The 23,570-nt window shown below is 63.8% G+C and carries 27 protein-coding genes and 1 pseudogene; 20 read left to right on the top strand and 8 right to left on the bottom strand.

Annotated elements, in window-relative coordinates; all coding sequences use genetic code 11:
* The first annotated feature begins 57 nt into the window (after nt 1–57).
* Nucleotides 58–561 carry a CoxG family protein gene (locus KPG71_RS11515; RefSeq protein ID WP_216338210.1) on the top strand — a complete coding sequence of 168 codons (504 nt, stop codon included), beginning with the start codon at nt 58–60 and terminating at the stop codon, nt 559–561.
* Here the strand turns inward: KPG71_RS11515 and KPG71_RS11510 are convergent.
* Nucleotides 554–1,258, bottom strand: coding sequence for an SGNH/GDSL hydrolase family protein (locus KPG71_RS11510; protein ID WP_216338209.1), 705 nt, complete (start codon nt 1,256–1,258; stop codon nt 554–556). The genes KPG71_RS11515 and KPG71_RS11510 overlap by 8 nt on opposite strands.
* Nucleotides 1,259–1,474: 216 nt before the next feature.
* Here KPG71_RS11510 and KPG71_RS11505 point away from each other — a divergent pair, with 216 nt between their 5' ends.
* The 16 genes from KPG71_RS11505 to KPG71_RS11430 all read left to right on the top strand — a co-directional run bounded on the left by KPG71_RS11505 (nt 1,475) and on the right by KPG71_RS11430 (nt 14,761).
* Nucleotides 1,475–2,407 carry an ABC transporter ATP-binding protein gene (locus tag KPG71_RS11505; protein ID WP_216338208.1) on the top strand — a complete coding sequence of 311 codons (933 nt, stop codon included), beginning with the start codon at nt 1,475–1,477 and terminating at the stop codon, nt 2,405–2,407.
* The gene (locus KPG71_RS11500) at nt 2,404–3,165 is read left to right on the top strand and encodes an ABC transporter permease (RefSeq protein ID WP_216338207.1); all 762 of its coding nucleotides are present in this window, start codon (nt 2,404–2,406) and stop codon (nt 3,163–3,165) included. Before KPG71_RS11505 ends, KPG71_RS11500 begins: the two co-directional genes overlap by 4 nt.
* Nucleotides 3,166–3,283: 118 nt before the next feature.
* A complete protein-coding gene (locus KPG71_RS11495) occupies nt 3,284–4,081 on the top strand; it encodes a S49 family peptidase (protein ID WP_216338206.1) in 798 nt (265 codons plus the stop codon).
* Nucleotide 4,082: 1 nt separating this feature from the next.
* The gene (locus KPG71_RS11490; protein WP_188745028.1) at nt 4,083–4,253 is read left to right on the top strand and encodes a hypothetical protein; all 171 of its coding nucleotides are present in this window, start codon (nt 4,083–4,085) and stop codon (nt 4,251–4,253) included.
* On the top strand, nt 4,250–5,215 hold the full coding sequence (locus KPG71_RS11485; protein ID WP_216338205.1) for a calcium/sodium antiporter: 966 nt from the start codon (nt 4,250–4,252) through the stop codon (nt 5,213–5,215). The genes KPG71_RS11490 and KPG71_RS11485 overlap by 4 nt, the downstream gene beginning before the upstream one ends.
* A 15-nt stretch (nt 5,216–5,230) precedes the next feature.
* Nucleotides 5,231–6,010, top strand: a complete 780-nt coding sequence (locus KPG71_RS11480; RefSeq protein WP_216338204.1) for an SDR family oxidoreductase — start codon at nt 5,231–5,233, stop codon at nt 6,008–6,010.
* A gap of 290 nt (nt 6,011–6,300) precedes the next feature.
* The gene (uvrC, locus tag KPG71_RS11475) at nt 6,301–8,169 is read left to right on the top strand and encodes an excinuclease ABC subunit UvrC (RefSeq protein ID WP_216338203.1); all 1,869 of its coding nucleotides are present in this window, start codon (nt 6,301–6,303) and stop codon (nt 8,167–8,169) included.
* A 69-nt stretch (nt 8,170–8,238) separates the two neighbouring features.
* The gene (locus KPG71_RS11470; protein ID WP_216338202.1) at nt 8,239–8,913 is read left to right on the top strand and encodes a TetR/AcrR family transcriptional regulator; all 675 of its coding nucleotides are present in this window, start codon (nt 8,239–8,241) and stop codon (nt 8,911–8,913) included.
* Nucleotides 8,910–10,211: a phenylacetate--CoA ligase family protein gene (locus KPG71_RS11465; RefSeq protein WP_216338201.1), complete on the top strand. Its 1,302-nt coding sequence runs from the start codon at nt 8,910–8,912 to the stop codon at nt 10,209–10,211. Before KPG71_RS11470 ends, KPG71_RS11465 begins: the two co-directional genes overlap by 4 nt.
* Nucleotides 10,211–10,972, top strand: coding sequence for an enoyl-CoA hydratase/isomerase family protein (locus KPG71_RS11460; RefSeq protein WP_216338200.1), 762 nt, complete (start codon nt 10,211–10,213; stop codon nt 10,970–10,972). Before KPG71_RS11465 ends, KPG71_RS11460 begins: the two co-directional genes overlap by 1 nt.
* A 49-nt stretch (nt 10,973–11,021) precedes the next feature.
* The gene (gene pgsA / locus KPG71_RS11455; protein WP_216338199.1) at nt 11,022–11,603 is read left to right on the top strand and encodes a CDP-diacylglycerol--glycerol-3-phosphate 3-phosphatidyltransferase; all 582 of its coding nucleotides are present in this window, start codon (nt 11,022–11,024) and stop codon (nt 11,601–11,603) included.
* 3 nt (nt 11,604–11,606) lie between these two features.
* On the top strand, nt 11,607–11,852 hold the full coding sequence (moaD, locus tag KPG71_RS11450; protein ID WP_216338198.1) for a molybdopterin converting factor subunit 1: 246 nt from the start codon (nt 11,607–11,609) through the stop codon (nt 11,850–11,852).
* Between the two features lie 2 nt (nt 11,853–11,854).
* Nucleotides 11,855–12,298 carry a molybdenum cofactor biosynthesis protein MoaE gene (locus KPG71_RS11445; RefSeq protein ID WP_216338197.1) on the top strand — a complete coding sequence of 148 codons (444 nt, stop codon included), beginning with the start codon at nt 11,855–11,857 and terminating at the stop codon, nt 12,296–12,298.
* A 171-nt stretch (nt 12,299–12,469) separates the two neighbouring features.
* Nucleotides 12,470–12,760: an SCP2 sterol-binding domain-containing protein gene (locus KPG71_RS11440; RefSeq protein WP_216338196.1), complete on the top strand. Its 291-nt coding sequence runs from the start codon at nt 12,470–12,472 to the stop codon at nt 12,758–12,760.
* A gap of 204 nt (nt 12,761–12,964) precedes the next feature.
* Nucleotides 12,965–13,189 (top strand): hypothetical protein, encoded by a 225-nt coding sequence (locus KPG71_RS11435; RefSeq protein ID WP_253196206.1) that lies wholly within the window; start codon nt 12,965–12,967, stop codon nt 13,187–13,189.
* Between the two features lie 222 nt (nt 13,190–13,411).
* A complete protein-coding gene (locus KPG71_RS11430; protein ID WP_216338194.1) occupies nt 13,412–14,761 on the top strand; it encodes an aminotransferase class III-fold pyridoxal phosphate-dependent enzyme in 1,350 nt (449 codons plus the stop codon).
* A gap of 60 nt (nt 14,762–14,821) precedes the next feature.
* Here the strand turns inward: KPG71_RS11430 and KPG71_RS11425 are convergent, their stop codons facing one another.
* The 3 genes from KPG71_RS11425 to KPG71_RS11415 form a co-directional block, all read right to left on the bottom strand.
* On the bottom strand, nt 14,822–15,109 hold the full coding sequence (locus tag KPG71_RS11425; protein WP_216338193.1) for a hypothetical protein: 288 nt from the start codon (nt 15,107–15,109) through the stop codon (nt 14,822–14,824).
* 161 nt (nt 15,110–15,270) lie between these two features.
* Nucleotides 15,271–16,815 carry a sodium:alanine symporter family protein gene (locus tag KPG71_RS11420; RefSeq protein WP_216338192.1) on the bottom strand — a complete coding sequence of 515 codons (1,545 nt, stop codon included), beginning with the start codon at nt 16,813–16,815 and terminating at the stop codon, nt 15,271–15,273.
* Nucleotides 16,816–16,841: 26 nt separating this feature from the next.
* Nucleotides 16,842–17,276, bottom strand: a complete 435-nt coding sequence (locus KPG71_RS11415) for a universal stress protein (protein ID WP_216338191.1) — start codon at nt 17,274–17,276, stop codon at nt 16,842–16,844.
* Between the two features lie 311 nt (nt 17,277–17,587).
* Between KPG71_RS11415 and KPG71_RS11410 the strand changes: the two genes are divergently transcribed.
* Together KPG71_RS11410 and KPG71_RS11405 are read left to right on the top strand one after the other, a co-directional pair.
* Nucleotides 17,588–18,004 (top strand): TIGR01244 family sulfur transferase, encoded by a 417-nt coding sequence (locus KPG71_RS11410; protein ID WP_216338190.1) that lies wholly within the window; start codon nt 17,588–17,590, stop codon nt 18,002–18,004.
* Nucleotides 18,005–18,009: 5 nt separating this feature from the next.
* The gene (locus KPG71_RS11405) at nt 18,010–18,738 is read left to right on the top strand and encodes a 2-dehydro-3-deoxygalactonokinase (RefSeq protein ID WP_216338189.1); all 729 of its coding nucleotides are present in this window, start codon (nt 18,010–18,012) and stop codon (nt 18,736–18,738) included.
* 88 nt (nt 18,739–18,826) lie between these two features.
* Here the strand turns inward: KPG71_RS11405 and KPG71_RS11400 are convergent, their stop codons facing one another.
* The 4 genes and pseudogenes from KPG71_RS11400 to KPG71_RS11385 all read right to left on the bottom strand — a co-directional run bounded on the left by KPG71_RS11400 (nt 18,827) and on the right by KPG71_RS11385 (nt 22,424).
* Nucleotides 18,827–19,735 (bottom strand): metal ABC transporter permease, encoded by a 909-nt coding sequence (locus tag KPG71_RS11400; RefSeq protein WP_216338356.1) that lies wholly within the window; start codon nt 19,733–19,735, stop codon nt 18,827–18,829.
* Between the two features lie 8 nt (nt 19,736–19,743).
* Nucleotides 19,744–20,634 (bottom strand): annotated as a pseudogene (locus tag KPG71_RS11395) (metal ABC transporter permease); the annotation flags it as partial.
* On the bottom strand, nt 20,624–21,439 hold the full coding sequence (locus KPG71_RS11390) for a metal ABC transporter ATP-binding protein (protein ID WP_216338355.1): 816 nt from the start codon (nt 21,437–21,439) through the stop codon (nt 20,624–20,626). The pseudogene KPG71_RS11395 and the gene KPG71_RS11390, both read right to left, overlap by 11 nt.
* Before the next feature lie 4 nt (nt 21,440–21,443).
* Entirely contained in the window at nt 21,444–22,424 is a 981-nt protein-coding gene (locus tag KPG71_RS11385) for a zinc ABC transporter substrate-binding protein (protein WP_216338354.1), read from the bottom strand.
* Between the two features lie 153 nt (nt 22,425–22,577).
* Here KPG71_RS11385 and deoC point away from each other — a divergent pair, with 153 nt between their 5' ends.
* Nucleotides 22,578–23,567: a deoxyribose-phosphate aldolase gene (gene deoC, locus KPG71_RS11380; protein WP_216338187.1), complete on the top strand. Its 990-nt coding sequence runs from the start codon at nt 22,578–22,580 to the stop codon at nt 23,565–23,567.
* Nucleotides 23,568–23,570: the final 3 nt, after the last annotated feature.

The following is a 23,570-nucleotide window of genomic DNA, read 5'->3' as shown; positions in this document are numbered from 1 at the left end:
ATCATCGGCTTGGGCTAGGCTGGCTCAGGACATGCACGCGACAGGAGGGGACGCCCCATGAAAATGAACGACGAGCGGATTATCGAAGCCGACCGCGCAACCGTCTGGGCGGCGCTGCTGAACCCCGATGTGCTGAAAGAATGCGTGCCGGGCGCGCAGGAGGTGACGGGCAACCCCGAAGACGGGTTCGAGGCCACCGTGACCCAAAAGGTCGGCCCGGTGAAAGCCACGTTCAAGGGCGCGGTGACCGTTTCGAACATGGTGGACCACGAAAGCCTGACCCTGACCGGAGAGGGCAAGGGCGGCGCGGCGGGTTTTGCCAAGGGCGGGGCGGATGTCCGTCTGGAAGAGGTGCCCGAGGGCACCAAGCTGATCTACGATGTCGAGGCCAAGGTCGGCGGTAAGCTGGCGCAGCTTGGCAGCCGGATCGTCGACGGGTTCGCCAAGAAGATGGCCGACAAGTTCTTTACCCGGCTCGAAGAGGTGATCGAAGGCCCGAAGGAAGGCGACGACACCGAGGAGGCGGAAAAGAAAGGCTGGCTGAAGCGGCTGATCAGTTGACGGTCTGCCCGCGGCGCGAGCGTTCGCGGATCAGGTCCGAGATACGCTCACCAATGGCGCGGCTGCCCTTGGCCGAGGGGTGAATCCGATCCAGCCCGTGATAGGACCGGTCGCCATACGGCACCAGATCGGCCAGCGACACGAAATGAACGCCCCGGTCCAGCGCCGCGAGACGGGCAAGACGGCGGTCCATTTCATCGCCATCATCGGCGCAGCCTTCGATGGGCGAGGTCACGCCGGGGGTGCGCAGGTAGCCGACGAACACCACCTGCGCGCCGGTCTGGCGCAGTTTCGACACGAAACCGGGAATGCGCCCGCGCCGCCCGTCCCTGGAGATCAGGCGGCTGATCCGCCCGTCGCAGGGGCCGCAGCCACAGCCCATCCAGATATCGTTGCCGCCGCCGTTCAGCACGATCCAGTCCCATTTGCCGGGGCGGTATTGCTTGGTGATGTTCAGGCCCATGCTGCCCGATATGGGCAAGGCAAAGAGATACCGCGCGCCCACCACCGAACGGTCGGTCACCGGTTGGCGCAGTTCCTGTTCGATGGCGTGGGACACGCCCATGCCCTTGGCACTGTGCATGGCCATCATCGAATCACCCAGAAGCAGAATGCGTGCGTGCGAGTCGCGAGTGACGGGTTCGGTGCAGCCCATCAGGAAAAGAAGGGCGGCAAGGGGTGCAAGGCGTCGGATCATGGTGGTTATAAGCGTTCCTGTCGGCTGTGGAAGCAAGGTAACATGGCGAGGGTAAAGCCTGTCCATATCCCGGCTGGCTTTACCGGGAAACAGTCTGATGCCGTGGTGGGAACGATCACTTTTGCATCAGCGCACAACCGGGCCTGCGCAGGTACGCCCTTGCGCGACCGGTGAATTCCCATAGCTTGACGCGCAGCAATTCAGGGAGGGCACCGCATGTCATCCATCGTAGAGGTAAAGGGCCTGCGCAAGGTCTATGACGACGGGTTCGAGGCGCTCAAGGGCGTCGATCTGTCGATCCGCAAGGGCGAAATTCTGGCGCTGCTCGGGCCCAACGGCGCGGGGAAAACCACCTTGATTTCAACGCTGTGCGGGATCACCACCCCCACCGGCGGCAGCGCCAGCGTGGGCGGGCACGACATCATCGGCGGCTATCGCGCGGCGCGGGCGATGATCGGGCTGGTGCCGCAGGAGGTGGCGCTGGAACCGTTCGAGAAGGTCATCAACACGGTCCGGTTTTCACGCGGTTTGTTCGGCAGGAAACAGGACGACGCACTGGTCGAGCGCACGTTGCGGCAGTTGTCCCTGTGGGACAAGCGGTACAACCAGACCAAGGAATTGTCGGGCGGGATGAAACGCCGGGTGCTGATCGCCAAGGCGCTGATCCACGAGCCGCAGGTGCTGTTCCTGGACGAGCCCACGGCGGGCGTCGATGTGGAGTTGCGCCGGGACATGTGGCAGGTGGTGGAAGAGTTGCGGGCGCAGGGCGTCACCATCATCCTGACCACCCATTACATCGAAGAGGCCGAGGCCATCGCCGACCGCGTCGCGGTGATCAACAAGGGTGAAATCCTGCTGGTGCAGGACAAGGCCACGCTGATGCAACAGCTGGGGCGGAAATCCCTGCGGATCGAACTGGCCGAGCCGATCACGGCGGTGCCGGAGGCGTTGAGCGAATACGAGCTGGAACTGTCGGACGACGGCCAGTCGGTGACCTATCACTATGACACGCGCGGCCAGAGCGGCACGGGCATCACCCGGCTGATGCAGGCGCTGGCACAGGCCGGGCTGCACCTGCGCGACATCCACACGCGGCAATCCAGCCTTGAGGAAATTTTCGTCGGGCTGGTCAGGGAGGGCGCGGCATGAACCTGTATGCGATCCGGGCGATCTATATCTACGAGATGAAGCGCTTCTTCCGCACCTTGATGGAAAGCCTGCTGTCGCCGGTGATATCGACCTCGCTTTATTTCGTGGTGTTCGGCTCGGCCATCGGCAGCCGCATCGACCAGGTCGAGGGCGTGACCTATGGCGCGTTCATCGTGCCGGGGCTGATCATGCTGAGCGTGATGACGCAGGGGATCAGCAATGCCAGTTTCGGCATCTATTTCCCCAAGTTCATCGGCACCGTCTATGAATTGCTGTCGGCGCCGGTGAACTTCCTCGAGATCGTTCTGGGCTATGTCGGGGCGGCGGCGACGAAATCGCTGATGATCGGGGTGGTGATCCTGCTGACCGCCGGATTTTTCGTCGATCTGGATATTCAGCACCCGCTGGCGATGCTGGCCTTTCTGGTGCTGACCTGCCTGTCGTTCTCGCTGTTCGGGTTCATCATCGGGATCTGGGCGCAGAGTTTCCAGCAATTGCAGATCATCCCCCTGCTGGTGATCACACCGCTGGTGTTCCTTGGGGGCTCGTTCTATTCGATCTCGATGCTGCCGCCGATATGGCAGACGATCACGCTGTTCAATCCGGTGGTCTACCTGATCTCGGGCTTTCGCTGGTCGTTCTTCGGGCAGGCGGATGTGCCTGTGGGGCTGAGCCTGCTGGCGATTGCGGGCTTTACCGGGATTTGCCTTGCGCTGATCTGGCTGATTTTCCGCACCGGATACCGGATCAAGGAATAAAACGGGGCCGCGCGGGCGTGACTTATTTGCCCGTGCGTCGGGACTTTTTGAGCGATCCGTAAACCGCGCGGGGCCTGCCGCCTTGTTTGTCGGCGACCGGCATTCTACATCGGACCGCATGAAAGAGCGTATTCCCTTTCTCAATCGCGGCCCCCTGGTGTCGGTGATCCGCCTGAAAGGCGCCATCGGAACCGGCAGCCGCTCACAGCTGAATGACGAGGCGCTGGCCCCGGTCATCGAAAAGGCATTCCGGCGCGGCAAGCCCAAGGCGGTTGCGCTGCTGATCAACTCGCCCGGCGGATCGCCGGTGCAATCTTCTCTGATCGCGGCGCGCATCCGGCGGCTGGCCGAAGAGCAGGAGATTCCCGTTCACGCCTTTGTCGAGGATGTCGCGGCCTCGGGCGGGTATTGGCTGGCCAGTGCGGCCGATGACATCTGGATTGACGAGGCGTCGGTCGTGGGGTCGATCGGCGTGATCTCGGCGGGGTTCGGGGCGCATGTGCTGTTGTCGCGACAGGGTGTGGAGCGGCGGGTGCACACCTCGGGCAAATCGAAAAGCTTCCTCGATCCGTTCCTGCCCGAAAAACCGCAGGACGTCGAACGCCTGAAAAGCATTCTGGAACAGATGCACGGCGTGTTCGAAACGCAGGTGACATCGCGCCGGGGCGACAAGCTGTCGGGCGACGCAGAGTTGTTCACCGGGGAATTCTGGCTGGGCCGCCGCGCTGTCGATCTGGGGCTGGCCGACGGGATCGGCCATGTGGTGCCCAAGATGAAAGAGCTATACGGCGACAAGGTGCGCTTTGCCCAGTATGGCCGCAAGCGCGGATTGTTTCAGAGGTTCGGCATGACCCTGGCGCAGGATGCGGTCTCCACCATCGAAGAGCGCGCCGCCTACGCGCGGTTCGGGCTTTGACATGGTCGTAAAGATCGTCGTTCTCTTCCTCGTTTTCATGGGTGTGATGGCCATGTTCGGCAAGCTGCGCTTTCCCGGCCAGCAAAAGCTGAGTTCGGCCAAATGCCCGAAATGCGGCCGATACCGGATCGGCAAGGGCCCCTGTAGCTGCACGAAAGGCAAACGCAAATGATGCCGTGGATTCTTGCAGCCCTTGGCCTGCTCATCCTGCTGCTGGCCGGCGATGCATTGGTCAAGGGCGCGGTAAACCTGAGCCTCCGAGTGGGCATCCCGGCCCTGATCGTCAGCCTGACCATCGTGGCCTTCGGCACCTCGGCGCCCGAATTGCTGATCTCGGTCAATGCCGTGCTGGACAACAAGCCGGGGCTGGCGCTTGGCAATGTGGTGGGGTCGAACACCGCGAATATCCTGCTGGTTCTGGGGCTTCCGGCGATATTGTCGGTGCTGCACACCAGTAGCTGCAACACCCGCAAGACCTATGTTTTCATGCTGATCGGGACGCTCCTGTTCATCGCGTTGGCCTTTCTGGGCGAGTTCACACTGGTTTCGGGCCTGATCCTGCTGGCGGCGCTGGCCTTTGTTCTGACCGATGCGTTTCTGGAGGCCGGGCGTCATCGCCGTGAAACCGCCGCACTGGCGCTTGCCGATGCAGAAGAGGACGAGGATATCGAGGGCGCGGACCCGGACATGCCCTGGTGGCAGATCGCCGTCTTTCTGGTTCTGGGTCTGATCGGGCTGCCTTTGGGGGCCGATTTGCTGGTCGACAATGCGTCGATCATCGCGCGGCAATATGGCATCAGCGAAACCGTGATCGGCCTGACTCTGGTGGCGCTTGGCACCTCGCTGCCGGAACTGGCGACAACGGTGATGGCCGCGCTGCGCAAACAGGCCGATGTGGCGCTTGGCAACGTGATCGGGTCGAACATGTTCAACCTGCTGGCCATTATCGGGATCACCGCCGTGATCGGGCCGATCCCCGTCGATCCCGAATTCCTGCAATTCGATCTGTGGGTGATGCTGGCGGCATCGCTGCTGATCGTGCCGTTCGTCTTTTTCAGGCAGGACATCACCCGGATCTGGGGCGTAGCCTTGACCGGGCTCTATCTGATCTATGTGTTTGTCGTGCTGTCATGAACGGGGGCTGAGGCGATGACACGGGCACTGGTGACCGGCGCGGGCAAGCGTCTTGGGCGGGCGATGGCGCTGGAACTGGCGCGGCGCGGCTATGACGTGGGCGTGCATTACGCCACCAGCGCCGACGAGGCCGAAGCGGTGGCCGAAGATATCCGCGGCATGGGCCAGCGCGCTGTGGCGCTGCAGGCCGACCTGCTGCAGGAGGATCAGGTGCAGGCGTTGCTGCCCGAAGCGGCGCGCACTTTGGGCGGGCCGATCACCTGCCTGATCAACAACGCCTCGATCTTTGAATACGACAATATCGGCACCGCCACCCGCGAAAGCTGGGACAGGCATATGGAAAGCAACCTGCGCGCGCCTTTCGTTCTGACGCAGGCGCTGGCCGCACAGATCCCCGAGCCGGGCCAGTGCGACAATGGCGAGACACTGGCGCATGGGCTGGTGGTGAACATGGTGGATCAGAGGGTGCGCAAGCTGACGCCCGAGTTCATGACCTACACTCTGGCCAAGATGGGGTTGTGGGCCTTTACCCGCACCGCCGCGCAGGCATTGGCGCCGCGTGTGCGCGTAAACGCCATCGGACCGGGACCGACCTTGCAGGGCCACCGCCAGAGCGACGGCCACTTTCAGCGGCAGCGTCAGTCCACCGTTCTGAACAGGGGCGCGAATGCCGAGGATATTGTCGCTGCACTGGCCTATTTTCTGGATGCGCCAGCGGTGACGGGGCAGCTTTTGTGCGTGGATGGCGGGCAGCATCTGGGCTGGCAGACACCCGATGTTCTGGGGGTGGAGTGATTATCCCCGCGTCAACTTGTGCACCTGTCGCAGAACCGTTACCTCAGCGTTACAAAAAGCCCTTTGTTTTCAACATTTTGCAGGCACTTGATGTTTTTCGTGTTTGTTTTCAAGGAGTTAAAATACCGCCTAAATTTTGTGCAGATCGAAGAAGCCCCCTTAAAACAAGGGAAATTTTCCCGCCCCCGAAACTTGCCCCCAAAGTTATCCACAAGAATCGTGGACAGGTTTCCTCTTGCTTGTAACGCGATAAGATTGCAGCCAGCCCCGAGAATCATATCTTAACGTATATGTCCGAGCAGCCCACAGACAGCACCCCCAAAACCGGGCACAAGGTGATCCATTCCTACCTGCGAACGCTGGATGCGTCGCCGGGGGTGTACCGTATGCTCGATGCGCAGGCGCGGGTGCTATATGTGGGCAAGGCGCGAAATCTGCGGGCCCGCGTATCCAGCTATGCCCGGCCCACGGGGCACACGCCGCGGATTGCGCGGATGATCAGCGAAACCGCCTCGATGATGTTCCTGACCACGCGCACGGAAACCGAGGCGCTGTTGCTGGAACAAAACCTGATCAAGCAGCTCAAGCCGCGCTACAACGTGCTGCTGCGGGACGACAAGAGTTTCCCCAATATCCTTGTCACCGCGCATGATTTTCCGATGATCAAGAAACATCGCGGCGCGAAGAAGGAGAAAGGCCATTACTATGGCCCCTTCGCCAGCGCGGGCGCGGTGAACCGGACGCTGGCGCAGTTGCAGCGTGCGTTCCAGTTGCGCAATTGCACCGACACGCAGTTCGAAAGCCGCACCCGCCCCTGCCTGCAATACCAGATCAAGCGCTGCACCGCGCCTTGCGTGGGGTATATCAGCAAGGAAGAGTACAACGCCGCGGTGAAGGATGCCGAGCGGTTTCTGTCCGGTCGCTCGACCGAGATTCAGAACAAGCTGAAAGGCGAAATGTCCAGGGCCTCGGACGCGATGGAGTTCGAACGCGCAGCCGCGCTGCGGGACCGGATCAAGGCGATGACTCAGGTGCAGACGGCGCAGGGCATCAACCCCCGCACAGTGACCGAAGCCGACATTCTGGCGCTGCATCTGGAAAACGGGCAGGCCTGTGTGCAGGTATTTTTCATCCGCGCCGGGCAGAACTGGGGTAACCGCGATTTCTATCCCCGCGTCGGTGCCGATGTGGAAGAGGCCGAGGTGCTGGAGGCCTTCATCGGCCAGTTCTACGACAGCAAGGAACCCGCGCGGCAATTGATCCTGTCGCATGGCATCGAAAACGCCGACCTGATGACAAAGGCCCTGACCGGCAAGCTGGGGCGCAAGGTGGAGTTGCTTGTGCCCAAACGCGGCGAGAAGGCCGAACTGGTGGATGCCGCACTGCGCAATGCCCGCGAAAGCCTTGCGCGCAAGATGTCGGAAACCGCCACGCAGGCGAAACTGCTGAAAGGGCTGGCCGAGGCGTTTGACCTGTCCGCCCCGCCGCAGCGGATCGAGGTCTATGACAACAGCCACATTCAGGGCACCAATGCCGTGGGCGCGATGATCGTGGCCGGCCCGGACGGGTTCATGAAGAACCAGTATCGCAAGTTCAACATCAGGGGCGACGACCTGACCCCCGGTGACGATTTCGGCATGATGAAAGAGGTGCTGACGCGGCGCTTCAAACGGTTGCTCAAGGAAGACCCGGACCGCGAACAGGGGCATTGGCCCGATCTTCTGCTAATTGACGGCGGAGCGGGGCAGGTCAGCGCCGTGGCGCAGATCATGCGCGACTTGGGCGTGACCGACATCCCGATGGTGGGTGTCGCCAAGGGCGTGGACCGCGACCACGGCAAGGAAGAGTTCCATCGCACCGGCCAGCGGCCCAAGGCGCTGCGCCACAACGACCCGGTATTGTATTTCATCCAGCGCCTGCGGGACGAGGCGCACAGGTTCGCCATCGGCACCCACCGCGCCAAACGGGCCAAGGCCGTGGGCGCGACCCCGCTGGACGAGGTGCCCGGCGTGGGCGCGGCGCGCAAGCGCGCTTTGCTGACCCATTTCGGCAGCGCCAAGGCCGTGAGCCGCGCCAACCTAGCCGATCTCAAGGCCGTCGAGGGCGTGTCCGAGGGGCTGGCGCAGAAAATCTATGATTTCTTCCACGAGAAAGGGTGACGATTATTAGATATTGACTTGGATATAATTTTTATGAACATGACGTCATATTTATATCCAAGGCTGGCCATGACACTCGCAGCACCTACCGCTGACACCACCCCCCTGCCCGATACGCATTCCGCGCTATTGGCCGAGCGGGCGCAGGACAAGCCCAAGGGCGAACGCACCCGCGCGCAGATCATGATGGCCGCCTGTGGCGTGCTGGACCACACCCCGCCGCAGGATGTGACCATCGGTGCGATCTGCAAGGCCGCGGGCATCGCGCATGGCACGTTCTACATCTATTTCCCGGATCGTGACGCGCTGCTGGCCGAACTGTTGCTGGGCTTCGTGGCGCATTTGCAGGGCCGGATGCTGGCCGCCGGACATGACACCCCTCAGGATCGCATCCGCGCTGCGACCCGTGCCTATGCGGTGATGTTCGAACGGAACCAGGGCCTTATGCGTTGCCTCGTGCATCACCTCGATACCTTCCCCGAGGCGCGCGCCGCCTTTCACCGGCTGAACCGTGACTGGCTGGAAACCGTCGTTGGCGCCATGCAACGGCGGCTGGAGCAAGAGGGCCGCGCCGTCACAGGGGACGAGTTGTGGCGCAGGGCCTATGCGCTTGGCGGGATGGTGGATCACTACCTGTCCAGCCTGTTCCTGTCCCGCGAACCGGGGGTCGTTGCGGTTTCGGCCAGCCGCGACGCGGTGATCGAAACACTGAGCCTGATCTGGGAAAGGGGGCTGGAACCATGAGCCTGATCGACAACGCGCACCGTATGGACCCCGACGATCTGGCCGCACACCGGCAAGAGGCATGGGCGCGTCAACGGGCCTATGTGATGGAAAATTCGGAGTTTTACCGCGACTTGTGGCAGGGTCAGACCCCACCCGAGGATTTGCGCGACCTGCCGGACCTGCCCCTTTCGGACAAGGCGCAGTTGCGCATTTCGCAGGCCGAGCATCCGCCCTATGGCAATTACCTCGCCTCGGGTGTGCGGCAGGCGGTGCGCCTGCACCGGACATCGGGCACCACCGGACAGGCAATGAACCTGGCGCTGTCGGCCCGTGATTGCGTCATCACCGAAACGGTCGGCGGGCGCTGTCAGGCCTCGGCGGGGCTGACGCCCGATCATACTGTGGTGCATTGCCTGAACTACCAGATGTGGATGGGCGGGTTGACCGATCACATGACCTTGCAGGCGACCGGCGCGATGGTGGTGCCTTTTGGCGTGGGATCGACCGAATTGCTGGTGCGCACGATTCAGGAGGTAGGGATCACCGCAATCTCCTGCACGCCGTCCTATCCGGCGGTTCTGGAACGTGTGATCGAACAGAAGTTTCCGGGCCTCACGCCACGCGATCTGGGGCTGAAGCTGGGCCTCTTCGGCGGCGAGGCCGGGCTCGACGATCCGGCCTTTCGCCAGCGGCTGCGCGATGTCTGGGGGATGGAGCCGCGCAATGCCAATTACGGCGTGTCCGACGTGTTCTGCAATTTCGCGGCGCAATGCGAACATGACACCCGGCTGCATTTCATGGCCGCCGATGTGCTGCATGTCGAACTGATCGACCCGGACACCGCCACGCCCCTGCCGCTAGAGCCCGGCCAGACGGGCGAAATGGTGCTGACCCATCTGGCGCGCGAGTGTCAGCCACTGGTGCGGTTCCGCACCGGCGATATCATCACGGTGGATGAAACCGAACCCTGCACATGCGGTTGCACCGGCTTCCGGTTCCGGGTGGTGGGGCGCTCGGACGATATGGTGGTGGTGCGCGGTCTGAACCTGTTTCCCACGATGGTTGCCGCAGTTCTGAACGAATTCAAAGAGTTGTCAGGCGATTACCGCATCCATCTGGATACGCCCCCACCCTATGACAGCCTGCCGGTGCAGGCGGAATTGGCCAAGGGGCAAGCCGCGGATACCGGACTGGCCGAGCGTGTTTCGGCCGCGATCAAGGCCAAGCTGGGCGCGACTGCCCGCGTGACCCTGCTGCCTGCGGGTAGTTTCGAATTGACCGAAGGCAAGACCAAACGCGTGATAAGAGAATACTGATGACCGATTTCACCTATGACACCGTCCTGAGCGAACTGGGCGACAACGGCGTTCGCACGATCACCCTGAACCGGCCCGGCAGCCTGAACGCGATGAACCGGCAGTTGATCGACGATGTGGCGCAGGCGTTTGAAGAGGCCAATGCCGACACGGCGACACGGGCGATGATTTTCACCGGGGCAGGCAAGGCGTTTTGCGCGGGCGACGACCGGCGCGAGCATGTCCACCCCGAGACCGAGGAAGAGGCCCGCGATCTGGTGCAGGCAATCCAGAGGGCGACCCATGCCATCACCCTTGGCGCCAAGCCGGTTGTCGGCGCGATCAACGGCTGGGCCGTGGGCGGCGGGTTTGAATGGGCGATCAACTGCGACTTTCCGATCTGGGCACAATCGGCGCGCGGGTTCTTTCCCGAGGTCTCGCTGAACCTGTTCGTGACCGGCGCGGTCACATCGCTATTGCCTGCTCTGGTGGGGCTGAACAAGGCGCGCGAGATGCTGTTTTTCGGGGATCGCTACGACGCCGACGAGTTACTCCGTATCGGGCTGGCGTGGAAAACCGTTCCGGACCAAGATCTTATGAGCGCCGCACAGGATACCGCGCAGCGACTGGCCGATCTGCCGCCGCTGTCGGTGCGTGCCATGAAACGGGTGTTGAACGCCGCCGCCCTGCCCGACCTGCACCGCGCGCTGCAATTGGAAACCGACGCCACCGTGGCCGGATTCATGGACCCGGAAACCACCCGGCGGCTGAGTGCGTTCTGAGCGGTTTTGAGTCCTTTCCCTCGGGGCGGTCAGCGGCTAGAACAGGGCCATGATCTGGACCGTGCCCAATATCCTGACGGCCTTGCGGCTTTTGGCGGCGCCCGCCGTGGCGGTGATGTTCCTGTACTTCCACCGCCCCTGGGCCGACTGGTTCGCGCTGGTGTTGTTCATCAGCGCAGCGATCACCGACTGGTTTGACGGATACCTTGCAAGAGCTTGGAAACAAACGACAAAACTGGGCACGATGCTGGACCCGATTGCCGACAAGGCGATGGTGGTGATCGCGCTGATGGTGATCGTTGGGTATTCCAGCATGTCGCCTTGGCTGGTGTTGCCGGCGACGGTGATTCTGTTTCGTGAGGTGTTTGTAAGCGGGTTGCGCGAATTTCTGGGGGACACGGCGGGGACGCTGAAGGTCACGAAGCTGGCCAAGTGGAAAACGACCGCGCAAATGATTGCAATTGCTGTGCTTTTTGGACAAGGCGTGGCCGAGCACTATATCGGGGCTATGGCGCGGATTACGGTGATGCTGGGCCATGCGGGGCTGTGGATTCTGTGGATCGCCGCCGCGCTCACGTTGATCACGGGCATAGATTACTTCAAGAAATCAATGCCTTACCTGAAGGATTGAGACATGGATGTACTGTATTTCGCATGGGTGCGGGAGCGGGTTGGGCATCCGAAGGACCGGGTGGAAACCAACGCCGAAACGGTGCGCGAACTGGTTAACGAACTGCGCGAAAAGGAAGAGCGCTACGCCGCCGCCTTTGCCGATCTGGACGCGCTGCGGGTGGCCGTGGATCAGGAACTGGCCGATTTCGACGCGCCCTTGAGCGGTGTGCGTGAGGTTGCGTTTTTTCCCCCGATGACAGGGGGTTAAGCGTGGATATCCGGGTTCAGGAGGCGCCGTTCGATCTGGGTGCCGAGGCCAATGCCTTTGCCGCGAAACAATCGGGGATGGGGGCGCTGGTGACGTTCACGGGTATCGTGCGCGACCTTAACAATGGCGATCTGGACGTCATGGAGATCGAACATTACCCCGGCATGACCGAAAAGGCGATCGAAACCATCGCCGCCGAGGCGCTAAACCGTTGGAATCTTGGTGATATTCTGGTCATTCATCGCTATGGGCGGCTGCAGCCGGACGAGGTGATCATGATGGTCGCCACTGCCGCCCCGCATCGGGCGGATGCCTTTCAGGGTGCTGAATTCCTTATGGATTTCCTGAAATCCCGCGCGCCATTCTGGAAAAAGGAAGTCAGCGGCGACTCGGCCGGTTGGGTGGCGGCCAAGGACGAGGACGAAGACGCGCTGAGCCGGTGGTGAGTTTCGTACGTTTTGTACGATGCGTACGCGCGTTTTGTACGAAAATCAGGGGGTCCCTGCGAATTTGCGTCCATGATGGACGCAACGGCCCCTGTGACGCAGGGTTCCGATTGCCCCGCGCCGGGATTTCGCCAAGCTGACCGCAGGACATTTCCACAACACGAGGCCGGCATGAGCGACGTCATCCAATCCTATATCGACGAGTTGACCCCCAAGGCCCGCGGCACGATCAAGGGCATCGCCAAGCTGGTGATCACCGGCGAAGGGTCGGTCATGCTGGACGAGACCGGCGCACGGGCAGGCGACGATGCTGCCGACGTGGTGCTGATCGCCAGCGACGCGGTGTTCCGCAATATCCTGTCGGGCGAGCAGAACCCGGTGATGGCCTTCATGTCGGGCAAGTTGAAGGTCGAAGGCAACACCCAGCGCGCGCTGAAAGTAAGCAGCATTCTGACGGGGTGAGGGGGCGCCGGTTTGTGCCGGTTGCGGACCTTGTGACCGGGGCAACGTCAAGGGCTCTTTCGGCCCCGCCAAAACAAGAACGGCGCGTTCATGAGCGTTTTGTGCTATGGTCTTCCTTTATCAAAAAAGGGGGGTGGACAGATGTACGCACGGGTTACGCATTACAAAATGAAGCCCGGTTCCCGGGATGGGGCCACTGCAAAGATGGAAGAGCTCAAGGATCGCATCCTCGGGCTGTCGGGAATGAACCATTTCATCAATGTCATGGACGACCAGGGCGCAGGATATGTCATCGCGCTTGTGGAAAGCGAAGAAATCTCGAACACCAACGCCGAAAACGTCAAGGCGATCTGGGGGGAATTCGCCGAGTTTCTGGAAGAGATGCCGACACCCAAGGGGTTCGACGTTCTGGTAAGCTGGACGAAGTGACAGAGCCCGAGCGTCCGTTCTGAGCGGATCAGCGCGCAGGACGGGTTTGGCGCAAGGCCCCGATCGCGATGGTGGCCGATTTCCTGAAAGGAAATCGTGACGGAAACTTTTGAAGTTTCCGTCACGCCGGACGGGGCGGGCGTTACGCCCTCTGGACAGGGCGTCGCGCGGGTGCAAGAGTTTGATCAAATATCCGACTCATGGATCGAACGGAGCTGCACGATGAAAGACGACAATTTCCTGCGCGAGATGAACGCCAAGCACCTTTGGCACCCGATGGGCCATCCCGGCGAGGCGCGCGAAAACGCGCCCAAAATCATCAAGGGGGCCGAGGGCACCGAGATCATCGACATCGACGGGCATCGCAGTGTCGACGCGGTAGGCGGGCTGTGGTGCGTGAACCTTGGCTATTCCAACGATGTGGTGAAGCAGGCGATTTCAGACCAGCTGTGGGAGCTGCCCTATTATTCGTCCTTCGCCGGCACCAGCAACCCGCCCGCAATCGAGGCGTCTTATGCGGTGCAGGAGTTCTTTGCCGAGGACGGCATGGTGCGCAGTTTCTTTACCAGCGGCGGATCGGACAGTGTGGAAACCGCGCTGCGCCTGTCGCGGCAGTATCACCGCCTGCGCGGCGAGCCGACCCGCACCAAGTTCCTGAGCCTGAAAAAGGGCTATCACGGCACCCATTTCGGCGGCGCCAGCGTGAACGGCAACAACCGCTTCCGCATCGGATACGAGCCGCTGTTGCCGGGCTGTTTCCACCTGCCCGGCCCCTATTGCTATCGCAACCCGTTCGACGCCATCGACCCCGAGTTGCTGGCGCAGAAGATCGCCGCGGCAGCGGTGGACGAGATCGAATTCCAGGACCCCAGCACCATCGCGGCCTTCATCATGGAGCCGATCCAGGGTGCCGGTGGGGTGATCGTGCCCGATGCCAGCTTCATGAAGCTGATGCGCGAGATTTGCGACAAATACGGCATCCTGATGATCTCGGACGAGGTGATCACCGGGTTCGGGCGCACCGGAGACTGGTCGGGCGCGCGGCACTGGGGCGTCAAGCCCGACATGATGACCTGCGCCAAGGGCATCACCAGCGGGTATTTCCCGGTGGGCGCGGTCATGATCGGTGAAAAGGTGGCCGACGTGTTCGAAAACGCGGGCGCGGACGGGGCGATCTGGCATGGCTACACCTATTCGGCGCATCCGGTGGGGGCGGCGGCGGTTGTGGCCTGCCTGTCGGAAACCCTGCGGCTGGACACCAAGACCAACGCGGCGGCACGGGGCACGCAGCTTTATGACGGGGTGTGCAAGCTGGCCGAAAAATACGACATCATCGGCGATGTGCGCGGCGGGCACGGGTTGATGACCGGCATCGAGATCGTCAGCGACCGCGACGCCAAGACGCCGATGGATGGCGAAACGATGAAGCGCATCCACCAGACGGCCTATGAGAACGGCGCGATGGTGCGTCTGGGGGCGCATAACATCCTGATGTCGCCGCCCCTGACCATCACCGAGGCCGAGGTCGACCGGATCGTCGGTGCGCTGGACAAGGGGTTTGCTGCGGCCTGATCCGTGTTTGCAATCTGACATGCGCGCCCTGTGACGGGGCGCGCATGTTGCGTTTCGGGATCAGCCGAAGCGGTTCCAGGCGTTTTTCATCGCGTCGGCCATGGCATCCCATGCCTTGTCTGCACCGTCCTTGAAATCCTTCCACGCCTCGGCGCTGGCCGCCTGCATCTGCTCCAGTTCCTTTTCCATCTTGTCGCGGCGCTTTTTCAGCTCGTCGATCTGGTCCTTGTATTCGATCTGCGCGTCGGCCTGGGCCTGCCTGGCCTTGGCTTGCAGCTTGTCGATATCGGCCTTCCACTCGTCCAGCTTGGCGTTCATCTTTTCCTGATAGGCATTCTTGTCGTCCATGGAATCGTCTCCTCCAACTGCATTAACTCTGTACCGGAAAGGGTAATGCCTGTTTCCTGTCGATCAATACGCGGTGCAGCATTACGCGAATTTGCGCCGCGCATGCGAAAGGGCCGGCGCGCATGGCACCGGCCCCCTTTGAGCGATCCGGGGATCGCGGTTTAGTGGAACTTGCGGATCTCGCCCGATTTCAGGCGCGCGAGATAGCTGTACAACTCTTTCTTGACGATGGGCATGAGGAAGTAGAGCCCGAACACGTTGACCACCGCCATCGCAAAGATCGCCGCATCCGAGAAGTCGATCACCGGGCCGAGATTGGCCGCCGCGCCGATCACCACGAAGATGCAGAAGATGACCTTGAAGGTGATTTCCTTGCCCTTGCCTTCGCCGAACAGGTAGGTCCAGGCCTTGAGCCCGTAATAGGACCAGCTGATCATCGTCGAGAAGGCGAACAGGACCACCGCCAGCGCCAGCACGAAGGGGAACCATCCGAACGCCGAGGCAAAGGCCGCAGACGTCAGGCTGACGCCCGAAGAACCGTCCGCCGTCTGGATCATGCCGCTGTCGGTCACGAGGTAGAGGCCGGTTTCAGGATCGCTCACAAGCTGCCCCGAGATGATGATGACCAGCGCGGTCATGGTGCAGATCACGACGGTGTCGATAAAGGGCTCCAGAAGCGATACGAAGCCTTCGGTGATCGGCTCCTTGGTGCGCACCGCCGAGTGGGCGATGGCCGCCGAGCCGACGCCCGCCTCGTTCGAAAACGCGGCCCGCTTGAAGCCCTGGATCAGCGCCCCGACCATGCCCCCGGCAACGCCCAGCCCGGTGAACGCCCCGGCAAAGATCTGTCCGAAGGCCCAGCCGATCATGTCGGCGTTCATCAGGATGATGACCAGCGCGGCCAGCACATACATCACGCCCATGAAAGGCACGACCTTTTCGGTCACGCTGGCGATGGATTTCAACCCGCCGACGATCACCGCGAACACCACCAGCGCAAAGATCACGCCGGTGATCCAGCCGGGATATTCCCCGACGATCCCGGTAATCTGCTGGTGCGCCTGATTGGCCTGGAACATGTTGCCGCCGCCCAGCGCGCCGAGGATACAGAAGATCGAGAACATCACCGCAAGGATCTTGCCGCCGGGCAGGCCGCGTTCGGCAAAGCCCTTGGTCAGGTAATACATCGGACCGCCCGAAACGGTGCCGTCCTCGTATTCGTTGCGGTATTTCACGCCCAGCGTACATTCGGTGAACTTGGACGCCATGCCCATCAGACCCGCAAGGATCATCCAGAACGTGGCCCCCGGACCGCCGATGCCGATGGCCACCGCGACGCCCGCGATATTGCCAAGGCCCACCGTGCCCGACAGGGCGGTGGCGAGCGCCTGGAAGTGGCTGACCTCACCGGCGTCGTTGGGATCGGAGTAGTCGCCCTTGACCAGCGAAATCGCATGCCCGAAGGCGCGGAACTGGATAAAGACGAAATACAGCGTAAAGACCGTCGCCGCGATCACCAGCCAGGCCACGATCCACGGAAAGGACGTGCCGGGAAAGGGGCTGAAGATGAAATTGACGAACCAGCCGGTGGAGGATGCGAAAAGCTGATTCACCTTTTCGTCGATGGATTGGGCCAATGCCGGGGCCGCGCCGATCAGGCTGAGCCCGGCTGCGGCTGCCGCCGCCCGTATAAATGTACGATACATGGAATGTTTCCCTGCTGATATTGGTTTTATGGCACGATGGTGCAGGGCACCGGGGCCGTCTGCACAAGCGCGCTGGCGACCGATCCGAACACACGCGCGCCCCAGGCCGAATGGCCGTTGCGCCCGATAAAGATCTGGCCTGCCCCGTTTTCCTTGGCGATCTCGCACAGGACCTCGGCGATCCTGCCATAGCGGATGACGCTTTCGATTTCGGCGCCCTTGCCCGACGCCTCTTTGACGACCGGGGCCATCAGGGCGGTTTCGGCGCGCTCCAGCTCTTCGCGGCGGCGCTTGTGGCGCTCTTCCAGTTCGGTGGGCGTCAAAAAGGAATAGGGCGACCATTCCAGCACATGCGCGATCAGAACCGCACCGCCCTGCGCCACAGCGCGCTCGATCGCGAAATCCAGCGCGCGATGCGCGGCCTCGCTGCCGTCATATCCGACGACGAATTTTCCAGACATCAATGAACTCCCTCGTTCTGTTGGCTGCCGCATTGTTTTTTATGCGCGGCAGAATGACGCATCATAGCATGAGCCGCTCGGCCAGTTTTCCCCATTTTCTTCATTGGTCAGTTCATTTGCCTGCTAAATGATCGTTTTTCAGGCTGAACGGCTGAATAAGAAGGCATTCGCAGGACGCGCCCAAATCCCCGCCCAACCGGACGGCCCCCCGCCCCATGCAAGGGGCGTATCGGCCTGCCCGGCCGTTCCGGCCATTGAAATCGCCCCTGGTTTCGGCGCATATGTCGGCCCAGACCCCAAGGAGGCGCGCCATGGACATTCGCAGGATCACCGAGGATTACGCGGTCAGCCCGCAGATTACCCTTGCCGACATCGCCGAAATCAAGGCCGCCGGGTTCCGTTCGATCATGTGCAACCGCCCGGATGGCGAGGATTACGGACAGCCCGAATTCGACGCCGTGGCCGAGGCCGCCCGCGCCGAAGGGATCGAGGTGCGCTGCGTGCCGATCGTGTCCGGCATGGTCACACCGCAGGCCGCGCAGGATTTTGCCGCCGCGCTGGAGGACATGCCCAAGCCGATGCTGGCCTATTGCCGTTCGGGCACGCGCTGCACCATGCTGTGGAGCATCGCCAGCTACGGCAGGCTGACCGGCGAGGAGATCGTTTCGACGGCGCGCGCTGCGGGGTACGATATGTCGGGGCTCGTCCGGCAGCTGGACCGGGGCTGAACCCGATGACAGGCTGGATCGCCCTTGGCCGCGATGGCGGCGGTGTGGTGGCCCATGCCATGCAGGGCGCAACCCTGATCCGCAGCGCCCGAGGCGCCGATGAGGCCGCCGCGCTGACACATCTGGATTTCGACGCCAGCCGCACCATCCATATCGGCGATGGCGCCCCCGACAGCATCCCAACCACCGTGCTGCCCACGGGCGGCGCCCGCCTGCCCGCCCTCACGCAGGACTCCCCGCCCGATGTGATCGGCGCCTGGGTGCGTATCTGGATTGCCGGGGCCCTGGCGGATCGTCCGAACTGGGATGGTGTGATCTGCGCCGCGCAGGGCGATGTGCGCCACTGGATTCACCTCAGCGCCAACGAGGTGGTAAGCTGCCAAAGCACCCTGACCCCGCGACTGGCCGCTGCGCTGGAGGGCGCGACGCCGCCGGACGAACAGGCGCTGGCCGACAGCCTCAGCCGCCCCGAACGTCTGGCCGCGCATCTGCGCGCCGCCGAGGTCAGCGGCAACCGCGCCGCGATCACCGGCCACCTGATCGGGGCCGAACTGGCCGCGACACGGCCCTATTGGCTGGGGCAGGAGGTGATCCTGATCTCGCCCGACGGCACCGCCTCGGGGCTTGAAACGGCGCTTGCGGCCCAGGGCGTGCCGGTTGGCACTCTTGCCGCCGATGGCCTTCTGCCCGCCGGTCTGGCCGCGCTGGCCTCGGCGTTCGGTCTGGCGGACTGATCTTTCTCCTGCTCATAAATATCCCGGGGAGCGTGAGGGGCAGCGCCCCTCACATAACCAGACCTGCGCGCCGAAGGCGCTCCTTTTTCTAACTGCGGGTCCGGCAGGGGCCGAACAGCGCCGCCAGCGCCAGCAGCACCCCCGACACGGTGGCGATCATCCCCGCCGCGCTGACCGCGTGCTGGCCGCCCAACCAGAGCGGCCCGTAGCCCGCCAGAACATAACCCAGAAGCGCCGACAGCGTGGCAAAGCCGACGCTCCACCAGATCTGGCGCCCCAGCCGGTTCGTCATCAGCCGCGCGGCGGCGGGCGGGCAGATGAACATGGCGATCACGATGATCGAGCCCACCGCGTCAAACGCCGCGACGGCGGCGATGGCGGCCATGACCACGAGGATCAGGCTGATCCCCCGCACCGGCAGGCCGAGGGTTCGGGCGAAACCTTCGTCGAAAGTGGACAGTTTCAGCGGCCGCCACAGGATCGCCGTCAGCGTCGCCACCAGCGCCAGCACCGCCGCCATACGCGGCAGTTCCGGCGGCAGGCCGCGCAGCGCCTGCGGGTCGCTCAGGGCCGCCCAGCCCGTGCCGTCCAGCCAGATCAGGCTTTCCAGATTGCCATAGAGCGCGTGCTGCACGTCGAGGTGGACGCTGGAGGTGTCGCTGAGCTCCAGCAGCAGCACCCCGGCGGCGAACATCGAAGTGAAGACCACGCCCATGGCCGCGCCCGGCTCGATCCCGCCGAGGCGGCGGACGGCCTCGATCAGCAGCACCGCCACCAGCGCCGCGCCGCCTGCGCCCAGCATCATCGGCCATGTGGCCACGGCTCCGGTCAGCAGGAAGGCGGTGACGATGCCGGGCAGGACCACATGGCTGATCGCATCGCCGATCAGGGCCTGACGGCGCAGCAGCAGGAAATTCCCCGGCAGCGCACAGGCGATGGCCGCCAGCGTCCCGATCAGCATGGGCGGCAGCGAAAGCGCGACGAATTCGGCCCCCATCATGCCCGCACCCTCCGGCGGCGCAGGGCGATGGCCAGCACACCCCGGCGCGGCGCCGCCAGCAGCGACAGGGCGAATATGGCGGTGGCCAGCAGGACGATGATCGGCCCTGTCGGCAGTTCCGGCGCGGTGGCGGAAATCGCCGCGCCGCCATAGCCCGAGATTCCGCCGATGCCCCCCGCCAGGGCGATGACAACGCCCGATCGGTCGGACCAGAACCGCGCGGCCACGGGCGGGACGATCAGCAGCGCGACGATCAGGATCAGCCCGACGATCTTGAGCCCGACGACGGTGATCGCAAGCGCCAGCCCCATCATGGCCAGTTCGATCCGCGCCACATTCATGCCCTGCGCGGTGGCATAGCCGGGATCGAAGGCCACCATCAGCATCGGGCGGCGCAGCAGCAGCGCCAGCGCCAGCACCAGCGCGCCGCCGATGGCAATCACAAGGGCATCGGCGCGCAACATGCCCGCCGTCGCCCCCAGCAGGAAGGTTTCCAGCCCGGCCTGACGGCCCGATCCCAGTGTCTGGATCACCGTCAGAAGCACCACCCCCGCCCCGAAGAACACCGACAGGACCGCGCCGATGGCGGCGTCTTCGCCCAGCCGGGTGCGGGCGCTCAGCCAACTGACGCAAAGCAGGCCCAGCCCCGCCGACAGCGCCGCGCCCAGCAACAGCCCCGGCAGGGCGCGCCCGTCGCCGCCGAACGCCACCATGACCATGAAGGCCAGCGCGATTCCCGGCAGGGTGGCATGGCTGACCGCGTCGCTGACCAGCGCGCGCTTGCCGAGGAACAGGAAGGTGCCCACCGCCCCGGCGGCCATGCCCAAGAGCCCCGCCCCGACAGCGACCAGCGCCGCGTTGTAGCCCAGTTGCAGGGTGAGCGCGTCACTCAGCATGGGATGTGCCGTTCGCCAACCCCGGCAGCGTGCTGGCCAGCCGCCCGTCATAGGCGGCATGCAGCGTGTCGGCGGTAAAGGCGGTGGCGACCGGGCCTTCGGCGATGGCGCGGGTGTTCATCAGGAACACGCGGTCGAAATACTCGGCCACGGTGGACAGGTCGTGATGCACGGCAATCACCGTGCGGCCTTCGGATTTCAGCGATTTGAGCACGCCGATGATCGCCTTTTCGGTGGCGGCATCCACCCCGGCAAAGGGTTCGTCCAGCAGGTAGAGGTCTGCCCCCTGCGCCAGCGCGCGGGCGAGGAACACGCGCTGTTGCTGGCCGCCCGAAAGCTGGCCGATCTGGCGGTCGGCGAAATCCTGCATCCCGACGCGCGACAGGCAGGCCATTGCGGTTTCGCGGTGGGCGGGGCGGACGCGGCGCAGCAGGCCGAGTTCGCGGTAGAGCCCCATAAGCACCACGTCCAGCGCGCGTGTCGGGAAATCCCAATCGACACTGGCGCGTTGCGGGACATAGGCGATGCGGGCGCGTTGCCGCGCCAGCGGTTTGCCCCAGCATGTGACCGCGCCGGACACGGGCCGCAAGATGCCCAGCGCCGCCTTGAGCAGGGTCGATTTGCCTGCGCCGTTGGGGCCGATGATCGCGCTCATCCGTCCCGCGCGGAATGTGGTATCCACCGAGGTCACCGCCGGTTTGCCACCATAGGCCACGGTCAGCCCGCGGATCGCCAAGGGGCTGTCGGCCAGAGCGGCCGGGGCATCCATAATCGGGCGATCCCCGCTCAATGTCGCGTCCAGCATCATGTCACAGCCCCGTGCGCAGCCTGCCATCCATGCCGCGCGCGGGCACCTGCCCGCCAAGGGCGGCGGCGATGGTGGTGACGTTATGGTCGATCATGCCGGGATAGGTGCCTTCGTAGGTGCCCGGCTCACCCATCGCGTCAGAAAACAACTCGCCCCCGATACGCACCTCATGGCCCCGCGCGGCAGCCCCTTCGACAAGGGCGCGCATGTTGCGATCCGAGACCGAGGTTTCGACGAACACGGCGCGGATATCGCGGGTGACCAGCATATCGACCAGCGTGCGGATACGGTTCAGCCCGGCCTCGGATTCGGTGGAAATGCCCTGAATGCCAACCACCTCGAACCCGTAGGCCCGCCCGAAATAGTTGAAGGCGTCATGCGCCGTCAGCAGCACCCGCGACGCGGGCGGGACGGTGGCCAGAACATCGCGCGCATAAACGGCGAGGCGGTCGATCCGGTGCAGATAGGTTTCGGCATTGGCGGCGAACAGAGCGGCATCATGGGGCGCGGCGGCGGTGAGCGCGTCGCGCACGGCGTGCAGCACATGCGCCCACAGGTCGGGCACCATCCACACATGGGGGTCGAACTTGGTCTCGTAATCTTCATGCGCGATCAGATCGGCGCGCGGCACGGATTCACCCACGGCGGTGACGGGGCCACGTTCGGCCAGCTTGTGCAGGAGGTCCTGCATCTGCGCCTCGAGATAGAGGCCATGCCAGAGGACCAGATCGGCGCGGGTCAGCGCCACGATGTCGCTGCGCGTCTGGCGGTAGGAATGGGGATCGACGCCGGGGCCCATGAGGGATTGCACGGTGACGCGATGACCGCCGATGACACGGGCGGCGTCGGCGATCATGCCGGTGGTGGCGACCACGTTGAGGGGCGCGCCCTGCGCCCGCAGGGGCTGCGCGGCGAAAGACAGCGATCCGGCGCTCAGGGCCAGAAGGCGGCGGCGGGAGATATGTGTGGCAGATGTCGTCATCATGGCGGGCACTATGCGGCAGGGTGGTGGTCGAGTCAATGCAAATGCGAACTATTCTCAATTGCAGATGAGATCGCACCGCCCGCTTGCCAAGGCGCGGGTGGCGTGCGACTCTGATTTTCCGGTTTTCACCCCCCAGCGCGGACATGCCCGATGCAAACCCTTGGACAGGATCACGTCAGCCACCTGCCGCAAGCGATGGAGCCGCGCAACGAGGGGCTGCCGCTGGACCTTGGCTGGCTGCGGGCGGTGCGCGTCAACACCGCTGCCGTTCTGCGCCGCACCGCCACCCTGCCCGCCCGGCGCAGCCTGAAGGGCGCGCAACAGGCGGCGTGGCTGTGCAAGGCGGTGGAATGCATCGACCTGACCACCCTGTCGGGCGACGACACGGCGGCGCGGGTGCGGCGGCTATGCGCCAAGGCCCGCCAGCCTGTGCGCGCCGACTTGCTGAAGGCACTGGGCCAGCCGGGGCTGCGGGTGGGCGCGGTCTGTGTCTATCACGAGATGATCGCCCCCGCGCTGGAGGCGCTGGAAGGGTCGGGGATTCCGGTGGCGGCGGTGTCCACCGGGTTTCCGGCGGGGTTGTCGCCGTTCCGGCTGCGGCTGGCGGAGATCGAGGAAAGCGTCGCCGCCGGGGCGCAGGAGATCGACATCGTGATCTCGCGCCGGCATGTGCTGGAAGGGAAATGGGAGGTACTTTATGACGAGTTGTGCGCCTTTCGCGCGGCCTGTGGCCCGGCGCATATGAAGGCGATCCTGGCCACCGGGGAACTGGGCGATCTGCGCAATGTCGCGCGCGCCTCTCTGGTGGCGATGATGGCGGGGGCGGATTTCATCAAGACTTCGACCGGCAAGGAACCCGTGAACGCCACGCTGCCCGTGGGGCTGGTGATGCTGCGGATGATCCGGGACTACCACTCGCGCACCGGCCTGCGCGTGGGCATGAAACCGGCGGGCGGGATTTCACGCGCGAAGGACGCCCTGACATGGCTGATCATGGTGCAGGAGGAACTGGGCGCGCGGTGGGTCTCGCCCGATCTGTTCCGCTTCGGGGCGTCCTCGTTGCTGGGCGATATCGAGCGGCAGCTGGAGCATCACGTGACGGGCCGGTATTCCGCCGCGTGGCGCCACGGGATCGGATGATGC

Origin of the sequence: Roseovarius sp. PS-C2, from assembly GCF_018862045.1 — a bacterium.
Taxonomy (GTDB): domain Bacteria; phylum Pseudomonadota; class Alphaproteobacteria; order Rhodobacterales; family Rhodobacteraceae; genus Roseovarius.
Note: the sequence above shows the minus strand (reverse complement) of the source record. Positions and strands in the feature narration are given on the sequence as shown.

Coding starts and splice junctions, on each gene's coding strand:
- KPG71_RS11410 (WP_216338190.1), top strand. CDS start 17,588: ATGGACATTCGCAGGATCACCGAGGATTACGCGGTCAGCCCGCAGATT.
- KPG71_RS11470 (WP_216338202.1), top strand. CDS start 8,239: ATGACACTCGCAGCACCTACCGCTGACACCACCCCCCTGCCCGATACG.
- KPG71_RS11415 (WP_216338191.1), bottom strand. CDS start 17,276: ATGTCTGGAAAATTCGTCGTCGGATATGACGGCAGCGAGGCCGCGCAT.
- KPG71_RS11405 (WP_216338189.1), top strand. CDS start 18,010: ATGACAGGCTGGATCGCCCTTGGCCGCGATGGCGGCGGTGTGGTGGCC.
- KPG71_RS11490 (WP_188745028.1), top strand. CDS start 4,083: ATGGTCGTAAAGATCGTCGTTCTCTTCCTCGTTTTCATGGGTGTGATG.
- KPG71_RS11480 (WP_216338204.1), top strand. CDS start 5,231: ATGACACGGGCACTGGTGACCGGCGCGGGCAAGCGTCTTGGGCGGGCG.
- pgsA (WP_216338199.1), top strand. CDS start 11,022: ATGATCTGGACCGTGCCCAATATCCTGACGGCCTTGCGGCTTTTGGCG.
- KPG71_RS11510 (WP_216338209.1), bottom strand. CDS start 1,258: ATGATCCGACGCCTTGCACCCCTTGCCGCCCTTCTTTTCCTGATGGGC.
- KPG71_RS11485 (WP_216338205.1), top strand. CDS start 4,250: ATGATGCCGTGGATTCTTGCAGCCCTTGGCCTGCTCATCCTGCTGCTG.
- KPG71_RS11425 (WP_216338193.1), bottom strand. CDS start 15,109: ATGGACGACAAGAATGCCTATCAGGAAAAGATGAACGCCAAGCTGGAC.
- KPG71_RS11440 (WP_216338196.1), top strand. CDS start 12,470: ATGAGCGACGTCATCCAATCCTATATCGACGAGTTGACCCCCAAGGCC.
- KPG71_RS11465 (WP_216338201.1), top strand. CDS start 8,910: ATGAGCCTGATCGACAACGCGCACCGTATGGACCCCGACGATCTGGCC.
- uvrC (WP_216338203.1), top strand. CDS start 6,301: ATGTCCGAGCAGCCCACAGACAGCACCCCCAAAACCGGGCACAAGGTG.
- KPG71_RS11460 (WP_216338200.1), top strand. CDS start 10,211: ATGACCGATTTCACCTATGACACCGTCCTGAGCGAACTGGGCGACAAC.
- KPG71_RS11385 (WP_216338354.1), bottom strand. CDS start 22,424: ATGACGACATCTGCCACACATATCTCCCGCCGCCGCCTTCTGGCCCTG.
- KPG71_RS11390 (WP_216338355.1), bottom strand. CDS start 21,439: ATGCTGGACGCGACATTGAGCGGGGATCGCCCGATTATGGATGCCCCG.
- KPG71_RS11420 (WP_216338192.1), bottom strand. CDS start 16,815: ATGTATCGTACATTTATACGGGCGGCGGCAGCCGCAGCCGGGCTCAGC.
- KPG71_RS11500 (WP_216338207.1), top strand. CDS start 2,404: ATGAACCTGTATGCGATCCGGGCGATCTATATCTACGAGATGAAGCGC.
- deoC (WP_216338187.1), top strand. CDS start 22,578: ATGCAAACCCTTGGACAGGATCACGTCAGCCACCTGCCGCAAGCGATG.
- moaD (WP_216338198.1), top strand. CDS start 11,607: ATGGATGTACTGTATTTCGCATGGGTGCGGGAGCGGGTTGGGCATCCG.
- KPG71_RS11430 (WP_216338194.1), top strand. CDS start 13,412: ATGAAAGACGACAATTTCCTGCGCGAGATGAACGCCAAGCACCTTTGG.
- KPG71_RS11495 (WP_216338206.1), top strand. CDS start 3,284: ATGAAAGAGCGTATTCCCTTTCTCAATCGCGGCCCCCTGGTGTCGGTG.
- KPG71_RS11435 (WP_253196206.1), top strand. CDS start 12,965: ATGGAAGAGCTCAAGGATCGCATCCTCGGGCTGTCGGGAATGAACCAT.
- KPG71_RS11515 (WP_216338210.1), top strand. CDS start 58: ATGAAAATGAACGACGAGCGGATTATCGAAGCCGACCGCGCAACCGTC.
- KPG71_RS11505 (WP_216338208.1), top strand. CDS start 1,475: ATGTCATCCATCGTAGAGGTAAAGGGCCTGCGCAAGGTCTATGACGAC.
- KPG71_RS11400 (WP_216338356.1), bottom strand. CDS start 19,735: ATGGGGGCCGAATTCGTCGCGCTTTCGCTGCCGCCCATGCTGATCGGG.